Source organism: Pseudomonas sp. RU47, assembly GCF_004011755.1.
Lineage (GTDB): Bacteria > Pseudomonadota > Gammaproteobacteria > Pseudomonadales > Pseudomonadaceae > Aquipseudomonas.
In genome coordinates, this window is sequence record NZ_CP022411.1 from 2,635,969 (window position 1) to 2,653,612 (window position 17,644).

Here is a 17,644-nt window from a genome sequence, read left to right on the forward strand (position 1 = left end):
CCCGATTTGACCGAGATAACCTGACCGATGATTGCCCAGCTGTCCCCCGCCAAAGCCCTGACCAGCGATTACCAACAGTTCCTCAAAGCCCTGAAAACCAGCGGCTTTCGCGGTGAAATCAGCGCTGATTACGCCAGTCGTGTGGTACTGGCGACTGACAATTCGATCTATCAGCGCCTGCCGCAAGCGGCGGTGTTTCCGCTGGACGCCGAGGACGTGGCGCGGGTAGCGCGGTTGATCGCCGAGCCGGCGTATCAGCAAGTGGTGATCACCCCGCGCGGTGGCGGCACCGGCACCAACGGCCAATCACTGACCGACGGCATCGTCGTCGATCTGTCGCGGCACATGAACCGCATCCTCGAAATCAACGTTGAGGAACGCTGGGTGCGCGTGCAGGCCGGGGTGGTCAAGGATCAGCTCAACGCCGCGCTGAAGTCCGCCGGGCTGTTTTTCGCCCCGGAATTGTCGACCTCCAACCGCGCCACCGTCGGCGGCATGATCAACACCGATGCCAGTGGCCAGGGCAGTTGCACCTACGGCAAGACCCGCGACCATGTACTTGAACTCGACATGGTTTTGCGCGGTGGCGAGCGTCTGCACGGTTTGCCTCTTGAGGAAAGCGAACTTGAAGCACTGTGCGCCCGCGAAGATCGCGTCGGTGAAGTCTATCGCTGCGCGCGGCAGATCATTGATGAGCAGGGTGAGCTGATCAAAGAGCGTTTCCCCGATCTCAACCGTTGCCTGACCGGTTATGACCTGGCGCATCTGCGTGAGGCGGATAACCGTTTCAACCTCAACAGTGTGTTGTGCGGCGCTGAAGGCTCGCTGGGTTTTGTCGTCGAGGCGCGGCTGAATGTATTGCCGATCCCCAAGCATACGATGCTGGTGAACATCCGCTACGCCGGGTTCATGGACGCCTTGCGCGATGCGCGGGCCTTGATGGCGCTCAAGCCGCTGTCGATCGAAACCGTGGACTCGAAAGTCTTGCTGCTGGCGATGCAGGACATCGTCTGGCACGGCGTTGCGGAGTATTTCCCGGAAAGCGCCGAGCGGCCGACCTTGGGCATCAATCTGGTGGAGTTTTGCGGCGACGATCCGGAGGACTTGCAGCGCCGGGTCGAAGCATTTGTCGACCACTTGAGCAGCGACCGCACGGTTGAGCGTTTGGGTCATACGCTGGCGGTCGGTCATGCGGCGGTGAACAAGGTCTACGGCATGCGCAAGCGCGCGGTGGGCCTGCTCGGTAACGTCGCCGGCGAAGCGCGGCCACAGCCGTTTGTCGAAGACACGGCGGTGCCGCCGCAGCATCTGGCCGAGTACATCGCCGAACTGCGCGACCTGCTCGACCGCCACGGTTTGCAGTACGGCATGTTCGGTCATGTCGATGCAGGCGTGCTGCATGTGCGGCCGATTCTCGACATGAAAGACCCACAACAAGCGGCGCTGGTGCGACCGGTGTCCGATGGCGTCGCCGCGTTGACCCAGCGTTACGGTGGCCTACTGTGGGGTGAGCACGGCAAAGGCTTGCGCTCGGAATACGCGCCGGCATTTTTCGGTGAGCTGTATCCGGCACTGCAAGCCTTGAAGGCTGCGTTCGATCCGTTCAACCAGTTCAACCCGGGCAAGATCGCCACCCCGGCGAACACCGGCGCTGCGCTGCTGAAAATCGACGAGGTCACGTTGCGCGGCGAACTCGACCGGCAGATCGACGAGAAGGTCTGGCAAAGCTACGGCGCCGCCATGCACTGCAACGGCAACGGCGCCTGCTACAACTTCGATCCCGATGACGCCATGTGCCCGTCGTGGAAAGCCACCCGTGAGCGCGCTCAGTCGCCCAAGGGCCGCGCCTCGTTGATCCGCGAGTGGCTGCGTTTGCAGGGCGAGGCGGGTGTCGACGTGTTGTCCGATGCGATTCGCAAGCCTGCGTTTTTCAGCACGTTGTGGCAGCGCTGGCGCAACAGCCGTGCCCAGTCCGAGGATTTCTCGCACGAAGTTTATGACGCCATGGCCGGTTGTCTGGCGTGCAAATCCTGCGCGGGGCAGTGCCCGGTCAAGGTCAATGTGCCGGAGTTTCGTTCGCGCTTTCTCGAGCTGTACCACAGCCGTTATCTGCGTCCGGCGCGGGATTATCTGATTGCTTCGCTGGAGTACAGCATTCCGTACATGGCGCGGATTCCGGCGCTGTACAACGGGTTGATGGGCGCCTCATTCGTTCGCAGCTTGCTGGAACGGGTCGGCGGCATGATCGATGTGCCGCTGCTCAGTCGTTTTGATTTCCATGCGGCGATGCGCCGTTGGCAGGTGCAAGCGGCGAAGGTTTCGACGTTGTCGGCGCTGACCGAGGCGCAACGTGAACGCAGTGTGGTCATCGTGCAGGACGCCTTCACGCGTTACTTCGAAGCGCCGCTGTTGGCGGATCTGGTCGAGTTGATTTCGCGCCTCGGCTATCAGGTATATCTGGCACCGTTCAGCGCCAACGGCAAGCCTTTGCATGTGCAGGGCTTCCTCTCGGCATTCAACCGCGCGGCGTTGCGCAACGCTCGGCAACTGCGTGAATTGGCGGATGTGGGCGTGCCGTTGCTGGGCCTCGATCCGGCGATGACGTTGGTGTATCGCCAGGAGTACTTGAAAGTGCCGGGCATGGAGCAATGCCCGGAAGTGGCGCTGGTGCAGGAGTGGTTGCTCAAGGTGATGCCAGAGCAGGCGGTGCAGGATAAAAGCGCATCGTTCCGCTTGCTCGCGCACTGCACCGAGAAAACCAACGCCCCGGCCGCGACGCGGCAGTGGGAGCAAGTGTTCGAGCGTGCGGGTTTGAAGCTGGCCACGCAGGCCACCGGTTGCTGCGGCATGTCCGGCACTTACGGTCACGAGGCGCGCAATCGCCAGACGTCAGCAGTGATCTACGAACAGTCGTGGGCACGTCAGGTAGCGGCGTCGGCAGAGCAGGGCGAAGCCTTGGCGACCGGTTATTCGTGCCGCAGTCAGGTCAAGCGCCAGTCGGATCAGGCACTGCGTCATCCGTTGCAGGTGCTGCTTGAGGTTCAACGTCGCTGAGGTCCTCGCCCGTGTCCTTGTCCCAGATCAGGCGCGGGTCGAAGCTCATCGCCGCGAGCATGGTGAACACCACGACCAGGCCAAAAAACAGAATGCCCGGTCGTGGCTCGATATCGCCCAGCGCCTGAAACTTCACCAGTGCCGCGACCAGCGCCACCACCAAAACGTCGAGCATCGACCAATAACCGATCAGTTCGACGAAACGGTAAAGCTTCGAACGCTCCTTGCGCGCCCAGTCGCTGTCGCGCTGCACGGTCATCAGCAGCAACGTCAGGGCGACGAACTTGACGCCCGGCACGGCGATGCTGGCGATGAAAATGATCAGGGCGATGTCCCAAGCGCCGTGCTCCCAGAACTCCAGCACGCCGCTCATGATCGTGCTGTCGGCGCCACTGCCGAGCATGGTGGTGTTCATCACCGGCAACAGATTGGCCGGCACGTAAAACGCCAGCGCCGCGAGCATGTAGGCCCAAGTGCGCGCCAGTGAATTGGTCTTGCGCCGGTGCAGCGGCGCATCGCAGCGCGGGCATTCATGCGGCTCGTCGGTCATGTCGCAGGCCAGGCCGCAGCTGTGGCACAGGCACAGATTGAGTTCGCGGGCAGTCGGTGGCCGTTTCATAGAATGTCCCAGAGATCGCGGATATCGCGGCCGGCAATCCTGATCATCATCAGGCTCAGCACGGCCAGCGCGAACAGGCCGATGCCGGGCAACACATCGAGCAATCCGGCCAGTTTGAACACCGCCACCATCGCTCCGAGCAGGCATACCTCAAGCATGCTCCACGGCCGCAGGGTTTCCAGCCAGCGCATGCACAGCTTGAAGCCAGGAGCGCGTCGGGAGGACAAGGCGAAGCTGAGCACCCAGATCAGCATCACCAGTTGAAACGCCGGGGCAATGATGATCGAGATCGCCGCGACCATCGCCATGAACGTGATCGGCCCCTGACTCAGCGCCAGCACCGAATCCCACAGCGTCGCGCTGTTTTTCAGGCCTTTGAGACTGATGCTCATCACCGGATAGAAGTTGGCGAACAGCCACAGCATCGCCGCCGTGAACGTCAGGGCCAGACGCTGTTCAACAGTCAAACCGTTGAAGCGCTGCAGCACGCCACCGCAGCGCACGCACGAGGTTTTCTGGTGTTTGGCCAGCACGGCTTTTTCGTACACACAATCGCAGTGCTCGCAGATGATCAGGTGTTCGGTGTTGACCATGGACAACGCTCGACAGCAGGCCGCAAGGGCAGGGGACTTGATCACTATAGAAGCCTGAGGCTATTGGGCAACTTGCCCGGCTTGATCATCTGAGGTTTTTCTGAGAATCGCTATCGATTGGGTTTGGGTTTTTGCTGTTTATTGTTATAAGGTAACGCGAATTTTTAGCGGTGTTCCTTTTGGGCTCCTGCTGTTAACCCTTCGATTGCGAAACGCTCATGACGATTGTGCTCCCTCGTTCTGCCCCGTTGACCACTGGCCGGCTGCTGTCCATTGACGCCCTCAGAGGCCTGGTCATTCTGTTCATGCTGCTCGACCACGTGCGCGAAACCTTCTTGCTGCACCGTCAGGTCAGCGACCCTATGGACATTGCCAGCACCGAGCCAGCGCTGTTTTTCAGCCGCACGTTGGCGCATTTGTGTGCGCCGGTGTTTGTGTTGCTGACGGGATTATCGGCGTGGTTGTTCGGAGAAAAGTACGCGGGCAAGTCCGATGTCAGCGCCTTTCTGTTCAAGCGGGGGCTGTTTCTGGTGGTGCTGGAGTTCACCTTGGTGAACTTTGCGTGGACCTTTCAGCTGCCACCGAGCGTGATTTATCTGCAAGTGATCTGGGCGATCGGTTTGAGCATGATTGCCTTGTCGCTGCTGGTCTGGCTGCCGCGCTGGCTGTTGCTGACGTTGAGCCTGATGATCATCGCCGGACACAACCTGCTCGACACTGTGCATTTTCCGCTGGAGTCAGCGCTGCACGTGCCCTGGGCGATTTTGCATGATCGCGGCTGGATCGACGTCAGCGACACTCTGCGTTTGCGCACCTCCTATCCGTTGTTGCCATGGATCGGTGTGATTGGTCTGGGTTATGCGCTGGGACCGTGGTTTGCTCGCGGCGTTGAAGCGAGTTTGCGTCAGTGGCAACTGCTGATCGCGGGGAGCGCAGGACTGCTTGGCTTTGTCGGGCTGCGGTTGATCAACGGCTATGGCGAGAAACCGTGGGCCGTGGGCGACACGTCGGTGCAAACCCTGATGAGCTTTTTCAACATCACCAAGTACCCGCCGTCGTTGCTGTTTATCGCGCTGACCGTGAGCGTCGGGCTGTTGCTGCTACTGGCATTCGAACGCTTGCAGGATCGTCGCTGGATTCGCTGGTTGACCGTGTTCGGTTCGGCGCCGATGTTTTTCTACCTGCTGCACCTGTACGCGTTGAAGGTGTTGTACCTGATGGGTGTCGCCCTGTTCGGGTTGAATCAGGGCAGCTATTTTGGCTTCTCGTCAGTGGCGGCGATCTGGCTGGTGTCGGCCATTCTGGCGATCGGGCTGTTCCCGGCCGTGCGCTGGTTCTCGGTATTGAAGGCCCGCCGTCGCGACATTGCCTGGCTGAAGTATTTGTAAGTGCCTAACGCCGGTTACGCACGAAGTCGACAAAGGCTTTGAGCGGTGCCGGCACATGGCGCCGGCTCGGGTAGTACAGGTGCAGGCCCGGATAGAACGGGCACCAGTCTGCCAGCACTTGCACCAGCCGCCCGCTGGCGAGGTGTTCGCTGACCATGTCTTCGAACACATAGGCCAGGCCCAGCCCTTGCAGCGCGGGGCCGACCATCAGGCTGACATCACCGAGGGTCAGCGGGCCGTTGACTTCGATTTCCTGAGTAATGCCGCCGCGTTCAAGTTCCCAGCGATACAGCGATCCGCTGGGAAAACGGTGGCGGATGCACGGCAGTGCGTGCAGGTCCTCGGGCTTTTGCGGTGCCGTGTGGCGCTCGAAAAATGCCGGTGAACCGACCACCACAGAGCGCATTGTCGGGCCAATCGGCAGCGACACCATGTCGGCCTCCAGCCGATTACCGAAGCGCACGCCGGCATCAAAGCCGCCCGCGACAATATCCAGCAGCGCATCGCTCTCGACCACTTCCAGGCGAATGTCCGGATATACCTGCAAAAACTCACTGGCAATCGGTAGCAGCACCAGCTCACAGGCTTGCCGCCCGCAGGTGATGCGCAGGTTGCCTGAGGGTTTATCGCGGAAATGGTTGAGGTCTTCCAGCGCATCGTCAATATCACGGAACGCCGGTTTCAACCGCGCATACAGACGCTCGCCAGCCTCGGTCAATGCCACGCTGCGGGTGGTGCGATTGAACAGGCGCACGCCGAGCCGGTTCTCCAGCGCTTTGACCGAATGGCTCAGGGCCGAGGGCGTGAGGCCGAGTTCGATAGCCGCTTTGCTGAAGTTCAAGTGCTGCGCGGTGTACAGAAAGACCGACAGATCGGCTGCCGAAGGTGATTTCATCTGTGAATACCTTTCACAAAGCCATGCAAAATTGTTGGGATTATCACATCAGTAGCACGGCCTTAAAGTCGCATCAACTCATCAAGAAGACCTGGCACCCTCGCCAAAGGTCGCAGACAGGAGGAGTTGAAATGCGTACCTGGTTTATTACTGGCGCTTCCCGTGGTTTTGGCACCCTCATCGCAGAACGCGCCTTGTGTGCCGGTGACGCGGTGATCGCTACCGCGCGCAACCCGCAAGACATCACCGATCGTCTCGGCGAGCAACCGAACCTGCTGGCGGTGCGCCTCGACGTCACCCGCGAGGACGAAGCGCATCAAGCGGTTGCTGAAGGGATCAAGCGGTTTGGCTGTATCGATGTGCTGATCAACAACGCCGGGTTTGGCGTACTGGGCGCGGTAGAAGAAACCAGCGCCAGCGAGACCGAGCGCCTGTTCGCCACCAACGTGTTCGGCCTGCTCAACGTCACCCGCGCCGTGCTGCCACACATGCGTGCACAACGCAGTGGCCGGGTAATCAACATCTCTTCGATTGGCGGCTATCAGGCGTACATGGGCTGGGGTGTCTACGGCGCGACCAAGTTCGCCGTCGAAGGCATTACCGAAGCGTTGCATCAGGAACTGGCACCCTTGGGCATTCAAGCCACGGTGGTCGAGCCGGGTTTCTTCCGCACCGATTTCCTTGATGAACAGTCGTTGATCAAAACGAAACTTGAACTGCCGGACTACGACGAAACCGTGGGCAAGATGCGTGCATTCGCCGAGGCGGCCAATCATGCGCAACCGGGTGATCCGCTGAAGTTTGCCGAAGCGATGCTGGCGCTGGTCAATGCACCGAACCCGCCGCTGCGTCTGGCATTGGGCAGTGACACGGTGGCGCGGATCGAGGCGAAGAATCGGCTGGTGGCGCAGGAGTTGGCTGATTGGAATGAGCTGGCGCTGTCCACCGACTTCGCCAACTGAACGCCTGAGCTGTGAGAGCGAGGTTGCTCGCTCTCATCTCTTTCGTGCGCAGACTTCGGTGGATTTTTCTGTGTATTTCGCGCCTTATTCGCTGCGTGACGCAGCTTTGTGATTTCTCAAAGGATGGAACGAATGATTTCTTTGACTCAGCCGCACGGAGCGCGCGACAAGTTGCTCATACTCGCGGCCGTTTGCCTCTCGGCACTGGTCTTGCCGTTAAGTTTTACCGGCGGCGCAATAGCGACACCGGCCATCGGCCGTGACTTGGGCGGCAGTCCGGTGGCGCTGACCTGGATCACCAATGCGTTCATGTTGTCGTTCGGCAGTTTGCTGATGGCCGCCGGCGCATTGGCTGACGTGTACGGACGCAAACGCCTGTTCACCTTTGGCATGCTGCTGTTTACCGCCGCCTCGATCGCGCAGAGTCTGGCGCCTTCGGTGTTCTGGCTGGACGTGTTGCGTGCCGTTCAAGGTGTGGCGGGGGCAGCGGCGCTGGCCAGCGGTTCGGCGGCACTGGCGCAAGAGTTCGAGGGGCATGCCCGGACCCGCGCGTACAGCGTGCTTGGCACGACGTTCGGCATCGGTCTGGCATTCGGGCCGCTGGTGGCGGGCGCGCTGATCGAGGCGTTCAACTGGCGGGCGATTTTTGTCTTCACCGCGTTGATTGGAATCATCGCGTTGGTTTTCGGGGTGCCGCGTATGCGCGAAACCCGCGACCCGGATGCCAAAGGGCTGGACTGGCCGGGCACGCTGCTGTTCAGCGCAATGCTGGCGCTGTTCACGTTTGGCCTGATCCAGGCACCGGACAGTGGTTGGGACAGTCCGCAGGTGATCGGTTTGCTGGGCGCTTCGGCCGTGTTGCTGGCAGCTTTCGTGATCGTCGAAATGCGTGTCGAGCGGCCGATGCTCGATCTGACCCTGTTCCGTTATCCGCGATTCATTGGCGTGCAGATGCTGCCGATCGGCACTTGTTTCTGCTACATCGTGCTGGTGGTGATGTTGCCGCTGCGCTTTATCGGCGTTGAGGGCCTGAGCGAGATCGACGCCGGTCTGCTGTTGCTGGCGTTGTCGGCGCCGATGCTGGTGGTACCGATGCTAGCCGCATCGATGGCGCGCTTCGTTTCCGCCGGTATCTTGTCCGGTGCCGGCTTCCTGATTGCCGCCGTGGGCCTGCATTGGCTGAGCCTGTACAACGTCGGTGACGCGAAATTTGCGCTGGTGGTGCCGATGCTGCTGATCGGTATTGGCGCCGGTTTGCCGTGGGGGCTGATGGATGGATTGTCGGTCAGCGTCGTGCCGAAAGAACGCGCCGGCATGGCAGCGGGCATCTTCAGCACTGTGCGAGTGGCGGGAGAGGGCATTGCCTTGGCGATTGTCGCGGCACTGCTGGCGTCATTGCTCCACGCTGATCTGTCGAGTGCCGTGCACGCGCTGGCGGGCAGTGCCGAGGCGTCGCTGATTGCCGAGACCGCGCACCGGGTGACCACCGGCGATATGGCGCATGCGATCAACACCGTTCCGGGGCTGGCCAACGGACGTCTGGTAGAAGGGTACGCTGCGGCGTTTCAGTATCTGCTGCACATCCTGACGGTGATCACGCTGGTGTCGGCGGCGGTGGTGCTGGGGTTGTTGAGCAAGGATCGCAGCGTCGCAGCACCACAACAGGCTGCCGCATAAACCCACTGTGGGGGCGAGCCACCTATTTTCAATCTGTCTGCAAATCCCTGTGGGAGCGAGCCTGCTCGCGAAAGCGGTGAGTCAGCAACGGATGTGTTGACTGACACTCCCGCTTCGCGAGCAGGCTCGCTCCCACTTTGGATTGTGCCAAGCCAACTATTTTCAATCTGTCCGCGAATCCCTATGGGAGCGAGCCACCTATTTTCAATCTGTCCGCGAATCCCTGTGGGAGCGAGCCTGCTCGCGAAAGCGGTGAGTCAGACAATGCAGATGTTGACTGGACCGGCCTCATCGCGAGCAGGCGAAGGCCTACAGGGTTTTCCGGTGTGTGGATTATTTGCGATCCAGCCAAACGGTCTGGGCGTTGCAGAATTCGCGCACGCCGAAGTGCGACAGCTCTCGGCCGAAGCCGCTCTTCTTCACACCACCAAACGTCACGCGCGGATCGCTGGCCGAGTAGCCGTTGATGAACACGCCGCCGGTGTCCAGTTCGCTGGTCAGTTGCTGGGCCAGTGCCACGTTGGCGGTGTAGATCGTCGCGGTCAGGCCGAATTCGCTGTCGTTGGCCAGGGCCACGGCATGCGCGCAATCGCGGGCGGTGATGATCGACGCGACCGGGCCGAACAGTTCCTGTTTGAACGAGGTCATGCGGTCGGTGACGTCGGCCAGCACGGTCGGTTCGTAGTAGTTGCCCGGTCCTGCGGACTTGCCGCCGCCGAGTAGCAGGGTCGCGCCTTCTTCCAGGGTGTCACGCACTTGCTGGTCGAGTTCATCACGCAGATCAAAACGCGCCATCGGGCCGATGTAGGTGTCGGCGGACAGCGGATCACCGACCTTCAACTTGCGCGTGGCTTCGACGAACTTGCGGGTGAATGCTTCGACCACGCCTTCTTCGATGATCAGCCGTTTGGCCGCTGCGCAGACCTGGCCGGAGTTCTGATAGCGACCAATAACGGCGGCTTGCACCGCCTCATCCAGATCAGCATCGTTGAGCACGATAAACGGATCGGAACCGCCCAGTTCCAGCACGCATTTCTTCAGTGCGGCACCGGCCTGAGCACCGATCGCCATACCGGCACGCACGCTGCCGGTCAGCGTCACGGCGGCAATGCGTGGGTCAGCGATGGCGGTGGAAACGCCTTCCGGGGTGACGTTGATCACTTCAAACACGCCTTCAGCGAAACCGGCGCGGGTAAAGGCATCGCGCAGCAGATAGGCGCTGCCCATCACGTTCGGCGCGTGCTTGAGCACGTAAGTGTTACCGGCAATCAGCGCCGGAACGGCACCGCGCAATACCTGCCAGATCGGGAAGTTCCACGGCATCACCGCGAGAATCGGGCCGAGCGGACGGTACTCGATGCGCGCCTTGCCACCTTCAACCTGCGTCGGCTCAGCGTCGAGCATCGCCGGGCCGTGTTCGGCGTACCACTCGCAGAGCTTGGCGCATTTCTCGATTTCACCACGGGCTTGAGCAATCGGCTTACCCATTTCCAGGGTGATCATTGTGGCCATGGCTTCGCTGGTTTCACGCAGCGCACCGGCGAGGGCGGTCAATAAGCGCGAGCGATCTTGCAGCGGCTTGCGCTTCCACTTGCCGAAACCATAAGCGGCGCGGGTCAGTGCCGCGTCGAGGGCAGCGGCGGATTCAAACGCGTAATGACCGATCTGCTCGCCGTTGGCGGGATTGATCGAGATGGCGTGGGTCTGGCTGGAAATCTGGCTCATGGCATCGTCCTGCAGGTTCGTCGGATGAGCCTAGAGTAGGGTGGTGTTTGTTTTCTGGAAACTGAATAATAAAGATCGTTTCTTTCACGATTGGAGAATGACTGTGGATCTGGTGCAGCTGGAAATCTTCAAAGCCGTTGCCGAACACGGCAGCATCAGCGCCGCCGCCGCGCAGATCCATCGCGTGCCGTCGAACCTGACCACGCGGATCAAGCAGCTTGAGCAGGATCTCGGGGTGGATCTGTTTATCCGCGAGAAAAGCCGTCTGCGTTTGTCACCGGCGGGATGGAGTTTTCTCGAATACGCGCGACGGATTCTCGATCTGGTGCAGGAGGCTCGGGCCACGGTGGCGGGGGAGGAGCCGCAGGGCGCATTTCCGTTAGGCTCGCTGGAAAGTACGGCGGCGGTGCGCATTCCCGAGTTGCTCGCGGCGTACAACCAGTTGCACCCGAAAGTCGATCTCGATCTGTCCACCGGACCGTCCGGCACGATGATCGATGGCGTGCTCTCCGGGCGCCTCGCCGCAGCGTTTGTCGACGGCCCGGTGCTGCATCCGACGCTGGAAGGCGTGCCGGCATTCGAGGAAGAAATGGTCATTATCGCGCCGCTCAATCACGCCCCCGTAAAACGTGCAGCGGATGTGAATGGCGAGAATATCTATGCCTTCCGCTCCAACTGTTCTTACCGTCACCACTTTGAAAAATGGTTCAGCACCGATGCCGCTGTGCCGGGCAAGATCTTCGAAATGGAGTCGTACCACGGCATGCTCGCCTGTGTCAGCGCCGGCGCCGGACTGGCGCTGATGCCGCGCAAAATGCTGCAGAGCATGCCCGGCAGCGCTACCGTCAGCGTCTGGCCGCTGGCGGCGGACTTTCGCTATCTGACCACGTGGCTGGTGTGGCGGCGGGGCACGGTGTCGCGCAGTCTGAGCATGTTTGTGCGCTTGCTGGAAGAGCGCGGGGTGGTGCGGGCTGAGGAGTAAATGCTGCACAACCGCTGCCCTTGGGCGCAGCGGTTTTTTCGTTATGGCGTGCCGTTGCGGCCGTACAGGCGATAGCCGTCGCGTTGCTGCAAACGGTCGTAGTAGGCACTGACGGCGGGCAAGTGTGGATGCTTGAGTGGTGTTTCGAACCAGCGGTTCACCGACAATCCGATGGGAATGTCCGCCAGTGAAAATGTCTCGCCGCTGACGTAGGCACCGGTCGACTCCAACTGTCGATCAAGGATCGCCATGTTCTTCGACCATTGCTCGATTCCGACGGCCAGCGCCGCGCTGTCCTGATGCTCCGGCGATTGCCGCACCAGCGACAGAAACGCATATGACCACGAGCGGTTCAGCTCCGAAGCCTGCCAGTCGATCCACTGATCAATCCGCGCCCGAGCCATCGGCTCCGTCGGATAAAACTGCGCGCCGTCGTAGCGCGATACCAGATAACGAATGATCGTGTTCGACTCCCACAGCGTGAAATCGCCGTCCTGAATCACCGGCACCATGGCGCAGGGATTCAGCGCGAGAAACGCCGCATCGTTGGTCGATTTGAACCCTGCCCCCCAGTCTTCCCGCGTGAAGGGAATCTGCAATTCAGCGCACGTCCACAGCACTTTGCGCACGTTGATCGATGAGGCTTTACCGAGTATTCGCAGCATTGGATGTCCCTTTCCCAATAATCGTCAGGCGTAAAGAAATACCACACCGCAACGGAGAAGGCCCGCGCGGGGCGGGCCTTCTTTGCTTAACGAATCAATCTCACAGACTGCTCGCCAGTTTCCCGCCCATCATCCGCCGACGGTAGGACGTATCCCGATTCGCCAGCCAGAAGTACAACGGCGAGGTCACCAGCAGCCCCACCAGCCACGACAGATCCGCACCGTTGATGTGTGCCGACACCGGGCCGACGTACAACGGTGTGTTCATGAACGGGATCTGCACGGCGATGCCGATCGCGTAAGCCAGCAACGCCTGCGGGTTGTAGCGGCCGTAGATGCCGCCATCGACCTGGAAGATCGACTGGATGTCGTACTGGCCTTTGTGGATTGCGTAGAAGTCGATCAGGTTGATCGCCGTCCACGGCACCAACACCACCAGCAACACCAGCACCATGTCGACGAAGTGGCCGATAAAGTCTTTCGAGGCGCCGACAGCGGCGAAGCAGCAGGCCAGCAAGACGATGATCGAGATCACTGCGCGGCTCTTGGCGGTGGGGATCCAGCGGTAGGCGAAGGTCTGCACCAGGGTGATCAGCGACAGCACCGCGCCGTACAGGTTGAGGGCGTTGTGGCTGATCACGCTGAGCAGGAACAGCACCAGCATCAGCGGGCCAATCGAGCCAGTGGCGAGTTTCACTGCGTCCATGGTGTCCATGCCCACAGGCGTCGCCAGCACTGCGACGGCACCGAAGATGAACGCCAGACTCGACCCCAGCGCCGACCCCAGGTACGTGGTCCAGAACGTCGACGAGACTTTCACGTCCGCCGGCAAGTAACGCGAATAATCGGACACGTAAGGCGCAAACGCGATCTGCCACAGTGCGGCGAGCGAAACGGTGGCCAGCCAGCCGGACAGGTTGAAGCTGCCACGGGTGAGGAAGTCGTCAGTCTGAATGTGGGTGAAGATGTAGCCGAAACCGACGACGATGCCGATCCCCAGCACCCAGGTGCCGATGCGGTTGAGCACGTGGATGAAGCGGTAACCGATGATGCCGATGATCCCCGAGCCGAATGCACCGATGACGATGCCGACCGGCACTGGAACGCTGTCGACCACGCCATGCAGCGACTTGCCGGCGAGGACGATATTGGAAGCGAAGAAACCGATGTACATGACGCCGGCAATCAACACCACCAGCAGGGCGCCGAGAGAGCCGAACTGGGCGCGACTCTGGATCATCTGCGGGATGCCCATCTGCGGGCCTTGTGCCGAGTGCAGCGCCATCAGCACGCCGCCGACCAGATGGCCGACGAGAATCGCGACGATGCCCCAGACCAGATTCAAGTGGAACAACTGCACGCCCAGCGCACCGGTGACGATGGGCAACGGCGCGATGTTGCCGCCGAACCAGAGCGTGAACAGATCCCTGACCTTTCCGTGGCGATCTTCGGGGGGCACGTATCCTATCGTGTGTTTTTCAATCAGCGGAGCGGAGGATGCTGCAGGGGTAGCCATGACGAACTCCAAGGCAAGGATGAGTACGTGGACGTACTTCGGCAAGCGCCGGCACGGGCGGCGCATTTCTTGTTGAAGTGATCATGTGCAAAGCGTCGGGATAGATAAATTAGTAAGTTTGTTGCTTCAGACCTTAAAAAAAATATGCTTCGGATGGCGCGGGCGTCCGGTATGTTCAAACCTGATCGTGCGCCAGGGAAACAGGGCGAACACCCGCGCTCTTTGGGAGACTCACATGGCCGCCTACAACCTGCGCCAGCTCAAGTACTTCGTCACTACCGCCGACTGCGGCAGCGTCGCCGAGGCCTCGCGCAAGCTCTACATCGCGCAGCCGTCGGTATCGACCGCGATCAAACATCTGGAAGAAAGCTTCGGTGTGCAGCTGTTCATCCGCCACCACGCCCAAGGGGTTTCCCTGACGCCGAGTGGCTCGCGCTTTTATCGCAAGGCGCTGGAACTGCTGCGGGTCGCCCATGAGTTCGAGCAGAACGCTTTGGCCGACAACGACGTGGTCGCGGGGCAGATCGATATCGGCTGTTTCGAAACCGTCGCGCCGCTGTATCTGCCGCGCCTGATCGCCGGGTTCAAGGCGCGTTGGCCGGGGGTGGAAATCCGCATTCGTGACGGTGAGCAACAGGAGTTGGTGCAAGCGCTGACCGCCGGCAGTATCGATGTGGCGATGATGTTCGAGCACGATCTGGACAGCACCATCGAAACCGCACCGCTGATGCCGCCGCAACAGCCTTATGCGTTGTTACCGGCCAGCCATCGCTTCGGGCAACAGGCGAAAGTTTCGCTGCATGATCTGGTGCTGGAACCGATGATCCTGCTCGATGTAGTGCCGAGCCGCACCTATTTCGTGAGCATCTTCGAAGAGCGCGGGCTGACGCCGAACATCGTCTTCAGCTCACCGTCGATCGAAATGGTGCGCGGCATGGTCGGCAACGGTTTCGGCTTTTCGATTCTGGTGACCAAACCGTTCAGCGACTACACCTACGACGGCCAGCAAGTCGTCTGTGTACCGCTGGCGGAAAACGTCACCGGATCGGGATTGTCCGCAGCCTGGCTGCGGCGGGTGCAACTGACCAAACCGGTGCAGTTGTTTGTCGATCATTGCCGCGAAGAGTTGGCCCGGCTGCACCCGTGAGTGCCGTCGGGCCGATAGTCAGAGGCTGATAAACGCCTGCATTCGTTGCAGCATGGCATCGCAGGCTTGCAGTTGATCGAGGCTGACAAACTCATCGGGTTTATGGCCCTGGTCCATGCTGCCGGGGCCGCAGACCACCGTGGGAATGCCCACCGCATCAAACAACCCGCCTTCAGTACCGAACGCCACGGTGCCGAAATCCTTCGAGCCGCAAAAAGCCGAAATCAACTCGGCTGCCTGACTCTGCGCATCTGTGGCCAGCCCCGGATACGCCGACAAGGCGCTGAAGCGGATATCGCTTTGTGCACTGACGGCGCGCATACGCGGCAGTACTTCGCGCTCGGCATAGGCTTTCAGCGCCTCGGCAACCAGCGCCGGATCCTGCGAGGGCAGGGCGCGGATTTCGAAGTCGAATCGGCAATCGGCCGGGACGATATTCAAGGCCTTACCGCCGCTGATCACACCGGTCTGCACCGTGCTGTAAGGCGGATCGAAGCGCGCATCGTGATGCTCCAGCGCTTTCAACTGCTGGCCGAGCCGACCCAGTTCAACGATCAGATCGGCGGCGTACTCAATCGCGTTGACCCCAAGCGGCGCATAGGCCGAATGGCACGGATGGCCGTGCACATCGCAGCGCATCGCCAGCTTACCCTTGTGGCCGAGCACCGGTTTCAGTTCAGTCGGCTCGCCGATGATGCACAGCAACGGTTTGATCGGGCGTTGCTGCAAGACCTCAAGCAACGAGCGCACGCCGAGGCAGCCGACTTCTTCGTCATAAGACAGGGCAATATGCACCGGCAGGCGCAACGACGCCTGCACCAGCGCCGGCACCAATGCCAGCACGCAGGCGATATAGCCCTTCATGTCCGCGGTTCCGCGCCCGAAAACCTTGCCGTCGCGCTCGGTCAATTTGAACGGCGGCAGCGTCCACGGCTGGCCATCGACCGGCACCACATCGGTGTGCCCGGACAGCACAATGCCCGGTTGATCCATCGGGCCGATCGTGGCGAACAGGTTGGCTTTGCTGCGCTCATCGTTGTAGATCAGCGCGCACGGTACGTCGAAACCTTCGAGGTAATCGCGAACGAATTCGATCAGTTGCAAGTTGGATTCACGGCTGGTGGTATCGAACCCCACCAGCACTTTGAGCAACTCGACGCTGTTCATCGGTCATCACCGGCCACGCCATAACCCGGCGCCTTGGCCGGATCGAGGGCGCGGTCGATGTAGTCCTGAAGCTGCGGCTCGTAAGCGTTCCAGAGTTTTTGCAACTGACCGATCGGGTCTTCATCAGCCCAATCCACGCGCAGGTTGACGATCGGCCAGGTCTGTTCGCCGACCACCACGACCGCGGCCGAATGCACCGGGCCGGCTTCGCCACCGAGCGCTTGTGCGGCGTGCAGGGCTTTGAGCAGACGATCAGCGAGTTGACCTTCGCCGTCCTCGAAGGCGCTGACCATGGCTTCGATCACCGAACGCCCGGCGAGCATGTTGCCGGCGGCGACGCACTGCTCGCCGCTGACGGCGTTGTGCACACCGAGGGTTTGCGCACCGCTGAAATGCGCGGTCTGGCCGAGGTGGTTGATCGCGGTGATCTGGCGGTACTGGCTGTAGCCGTTGCGGGTCAGGACTTTATCCAGCGCATCATCGGGGGCCAGGCCTTGCTCCATCAGAGCAAGGACTTCCGGGCCGAGGGACGGCAGGGTGATGTTCTGGCTCGACACCGCGCCAACGCCTGGCAGCAGCCACGGGCAACGGGCACCCACGGCGATGCTGGAGGAACTGATGGCGACCCCGAACTGGCCGGTTTCGGCGCAGCGGGCTGTGATTGAAAAGGTCATGGTTTTGCTCCGTTCGGAAAGTTGGTTGTCCTTGCGGGCCTCTTCGCGAGCAGGCTCGCTCCCACATTTGAAATGCATTCCATTGTGGGAGCGAGCCTGCTCGCGAAGGCCATAACGCGGTGAACCTGCTTACTCAGGAATCACCGCAATCACATCAATCTCCATCAGCCACTGCGGCTGCCCGAGCGCCGACACCACCAGCCCGGTGGAAATCGGGAACACGCCTTTGAGCCACTTGCCGACTTCGCCATACACCGCCTCGCGGTAACGCGGGTCGATCAGGTAGGTGGTGGTTTTGACGATGTGGCTCATGTCGCTGCCGGCTTCTTCGAGCAGTTGCTTGACGTTGCGCATGGCCTGTTCAGCCTGCGCACGCGGATCACCCAGACCGATCAGATTGCCGTCGAAATCCGTGCCGACCTGCCCACGGACATATACGGTGTTGCCTGCACGCACGGCCTGGCACAGGTCGTTGTCCAGCGTCTGGTTCGGGTAGGTGTCTTTGGTGTTGAACATGCGGATGCGAGTGTGGGTTGGCTTGCTCATGTGCAGCTCCTGAAGGAGGGGTTGCCCGGCACAA

The 17,644-nt window shown here is 61.0% G+C and carries 15 protein-coding genes; 6 read left to right on the forward strand and 9 right to left on the reverse strand.

The annotated features are described in order from the left end of the window. The first annotated feature begins 27 nt into the window (after positions 1-27). Positions 28-3,054 (forward strand): D-2-hydroxyglutarate dehydrogenase YdiJ, encoded by a 3,027-nt coding sequence (gene ydiJ / locus CCX46_RS12120; protein ID WP_127926840.1) that lies wholly within the window; start codon positions 28-30, stop codon positions 3,052-3,054. Here the strand turns inward: ydiJ and CCX46_RS12125 are convergent. Both CCX46_RS12125 and CCX46_RS12130 read right to left on the reverse strand, forming a co-directional pair. After that, on the reverse strand, positions 2,987-3,673 hold the full coding sequence (locus tag CCX46_RS12125) for a paraquat-inducible protein A (RefSeq protein ID WP_127926841.1): 687 nt from the start codon (positions 3,671-3,673) through the stop codon (positions 2,987-2,989). The two genes, ydiJ and CCX46_RS12125, sit on opposite strands and share 68 nt — an antisense overlap. After that, positions 3,670-4,266 (reverse strand): paraquat-inducible protein A, encoded by a 597-nt coding sequence (locus CCX46_RS12130; protein WP_127926842.1) that lies wholly within the window; start codon positions 4,264-4,266, stop codon positions 3,670-3,672. Before CCX46_RS12130 ends, CCX46_RS12125 begins: the two co-directional genes overlap by 4 nt. Before the next feature lie 218 nt (positions 4,267-4,484). Here CCX46_RS12130 and CCX46_RS12135 point away from each other — a divergent pair, with 218 nt between their 5' ends. After that, positions 4,485-5,654: a DUF1624 domain-containing protein gene (locus CCX46_RS12135; RefSeq protein WP_127926843.1), complete on the forward strand. Its 1,170-nt coding sequence runs from the start codon at positions 4,485-4,487 to the stop codon at positions 5,652-5,654. A 4-nt stretch (positions 5,655-5,658) separates the two neighbouring features. Here CCX46_RS12135 and CCX46_RS12140 read toward each other — a convergent pair whose 3' ends face one another. Continuing rightward, positions 5,659-6,549, reverse strand: a complete 891-nt coding sequence (locus CCX46_RS12140) for a LysR family transcriptional regulator (protein ID WP_127926844.1) — start codon at positions 6,547-6,549, stop codon at positions 5,659-5,661. A gap of 131 nt (positions 6,550-6,680) precedes the next feature. Here CCX46_RS12140 and CCX46_RS12145 point away from each other — a divergent pair, with 131 nt between their 5' ends. Beyond that, complete coding sequence (locus CCX46_RS12145) at positions 6,681-7,511, forward strand: oxidoreductase (protein ID WP_127926845.1); 831 nt, start codon at positions 6,681-6,683, stop codon at positions 7,509-7,511. A 132-nt stretch (positions 7,512-7,643) separates the two neighbouring features. After that, a complete protein-coding gene (locus CCX46_RS12150) occupies positions 7,644-9,188 on the forward strand; it encodes an MFS transporter (RefSeq protein ID WP_127926846.1) in 1,545 nt (514 codons plus the stop codon). 333 nt (positions 9,189-9,521) lie between these two features. On the opposite strand, the gene CCX46_RS12155 is transcribed toward CCX46_RS12150, so the two are convergent. Continuing rightward, positions 9,522-10,913, reverse strand: a complete 1,392-nt coding sequence (locus tag CCX46_RS12155; protein ID WP_127926847.1) for an aldehyde dehydrogenase family protein — start codon at positions 10,911-10,913, stop codon at positions 9,522-9,524. 103 nt (positions 10,914-11,016) lie between these two features. Here CCX46_RS12155 and ptrR point away from each other — a divergent pair, with 103 nt between their 5' ends. After that, a complete protein-coding gene (gene ptrR / locus CCX46_RS12160) occupies positions 11,017-11,895 on the forward strand; it encodes a putrescine utilization regulator PtrR (protein WP_026000443.1) in 879 nt (292 codons plus the stop codon). A gap of 41 nt (positions 11,896-11,936) precedes the next feature. Here the strand turns inward: ptrR and CCX46_RS12165 are convergent, their stop codons facing one another. Together CCX46_RS12165 and CCX46_RS12170 are read right to left on the reverse strand one after the other, a co-directional pair. Beyond that, entirely contained in the window at positions 11,937-12,560 is a 624-nt protein-coding gene (locus CCX46_RS12165; protein WP_127926848.1) for a glutathione S-transferase family protein, read from the reverse strand. A 100-nt stretch (positions 12,561-12,660) separates the two neighbouring features. Further along, entirely contained in the window at positions 12,661-14,076 is a 1,416-nt protein-coding gene (locus tag CCX46_RS12170) for a purine-cytosine permease family protein (protein ID WP_127926849.1), read from the reverse strand. 235 nt (positions 14,077-14,311) lie between these two features. Here CCX46_RS12170 and CCX46_RS12175 point away from each other — a divergent pair, with 235 nt between their 5' ends. Beyond that, positions 14,312-15,223, forward strand: a complete 912-nt coding sequence (locus tag CCX46_RS12175; protein WP_127926850.1) for a LysR family transcriptional regulator — start codon at positions 14,312-14,314, stop codon at positions 15,221-15,223. 18 nt (positions 15,224-15,241) lie between these two features. On the opposite strand, the gene argE is transcribed toward CCX46_RS12175, so the two are convergent. The 3 genes from argE to CCX46_RS12190 all read right to left on the reverse strand — a co-directional run bounded on the left by argE (position 15,242) and on the right by CCX46_RS12190 (position 17,610). Continuing rightward, the gene (argE, locus tag CCX46_RS12180; protein ID WP_127926851.1) at positions 15,242-16,390 is read right to left on the reverse strand and encodes an acetylornithine deacetylase; all 1,149 of its coding nucleotides are present in this window, start codon (positions 16,388-16,390) and stop codon (positions 15,242-15,244) included. Further along, a complete protein-coding gene (locus CCX46_RS12185; RefSeq protein WP_095050052.1) occupies positions 16,387-17,064 on the reverse strand; it encodes a DUF1028 domain-containing protein in 678 nt (225 codons plus the stop codon). The genes argE and CCX46_RS12185 overlap by 4 nt, the downstream gene beginning before the upstream one ends. Before the next feature lie 129 nt (positions 17,065-17,193). Further along, positions 17,194-17,610, reverse strand: a complete 417-nt coding sequence (locus CCX46_RS12190) for a RidA family protein (protein ID WP_127926852.1) — start codon at positions 17,608-17,610, stop codon at positions 17,194-17,196. Positions 17,611-17,644 lie beyond the last annotated feature (34 nt).